Origin of the sequence: Mesorhizobium sp. M2A.F.Ca.ET.042.01.1.1 (assembly GCF_003997405.1) — a bacterium.
Classification (GTDB): Bacteria; Pseudomonadota; Alphaproteobacteria; order Rhizobiales; family Rhizobiaceae; genus Mesorhizobium.
Window position 1 is genome coordinate 1 of the sequence record NZ_RZRX01000576.1, and the last position, 1,179, is coordinate 1,179.

At 60.1% G+C, this 1,179-nt stretch carries 2 protein-coding genes; one reads left to right on the plus strand and one right to left on the minus strand.

The window, feature by feature from the left end; translation table 11 throughout:
- Positions 1 to 34 precede the first annotated feature (34 nt).
- Positions 35 to 445, minus strand: a complete 411-nt coding sequence (locus tag EOA23_RS34940) for a hypothetical protein (RefSeq protein ID WP_127307338.1) — start codon at positions 443 to 445, stop codon at positions 35 to 37.
- Between the two features lie 71 nt (positions 446 to 516).
- On the opposite strand from EOA23_RS34940, the gene EOA23_RS34945 reads away from it, so the two are divergent.
- A complete protein-coding gene (locus EOA23_RS34945) occupies positions 517 to 927 on the plus strand; it encodes a hypothetical protein (protein WP_127307339.1) in 411 nt (136 codons plus the stop codon).
- Positions 928 to 1,179 lie beyond the last annotated feature (252 nt).

A 1,179-nucleotide genomic window follows, 5' to 3' on the forward strand; every position in this document is an offset into this window, starting at 1 on the left:
TCGTTGGGGATCGCCACGTCACGGAGGTGCGGGTTCATCGGAATGCTCTTCTTTTTGTTGAATACTCATTCAATATAGACATATTTTCCATTGAAATGCAATGGCTTGTAGGAATATGAAATTCCAAGGCTGTAAGTTCGACCTCGTCCGGGCCGGAAAAATCCCGTGGAATCCGGGCCTTAATCGAGGAAGCGGAACGGCGCTTGCGAGCGCCGGTGCCCGCGTCGGAAAGGGCATGTTTCGATCGATGCCGAGCTGCGGCAGACGACAGCGACGCGCTCGATTCAAGCGTTGCTGTGTGAGGCTGTTTACAGTCGGGCAGGCGCGACAGGCGCATAGCTGCGCCAACCAGCTTCGATGGTCGGTCGAGAATGGTTGCCGTGGATCCGAAGGCCGCAGCGCTCAGCGTCTGTTTCAATCCTGTTACACAGGCAATCGCCGCCAATCATCCGACTGTTACGTGGTGCGACTAAGTTCGTTTCACAGCAAAAAGAAAGATAACGAAGGGAACAGCCGATGTTTGCGAAAGTTCATGCCGCCGACACCAAGCGCCGCCAGCATGGCCCGGAGCGCAATGACCGCCGGCCGAAGCTTGCGCTGCGCCAGCGCGCCGGCGACCATCCGATGGCGATGTTCATGCTGATCGGCGCCTGCGCCTTCGTCGGCATGCTGGCCGCGCCCGCCTCCGGTCCGGCCTTCGCTTCAATCAACCCGCCGGCCAATGTCGTTGAAGGCGCGCAGACCACGCTCAAGACCGCCCGCCTGCCGGAATCTGCAATAGACTTTGCCTGTAAGGGCCAGAACTGGGGTGCGGAGAGCGTCGAGTGCCTGCGCGCCATCGCCGAGCAGTCCGGCCAGCACCGCGAGCGCGCTGTGCGCATGATCGCCAACGCCGCCCCGGTCACCAACACGCCGAACATTTTTTAAGACCTCCCCAGAGCGCTCCCTCCTGCGCTCAAGTCAGGCTCCCGCCGCGAAAATCGGTCGGGAGCCTCTTTTTTTCCGGATCTGCCGGTATTCAGGTGAAGCCGGCCTGCGAATGGCAGGTTCCCTGCGCTTCCGGTGCTCATATGTGGACGGCCCCCTGCTTGCAAGGCTTTGGCTGGAGATGATTTGACCTGATCGCTTGCGCTCATATGTCCGGCCTTTTGCGCGCGGATTTGTGAGCGCTGGCCTAGA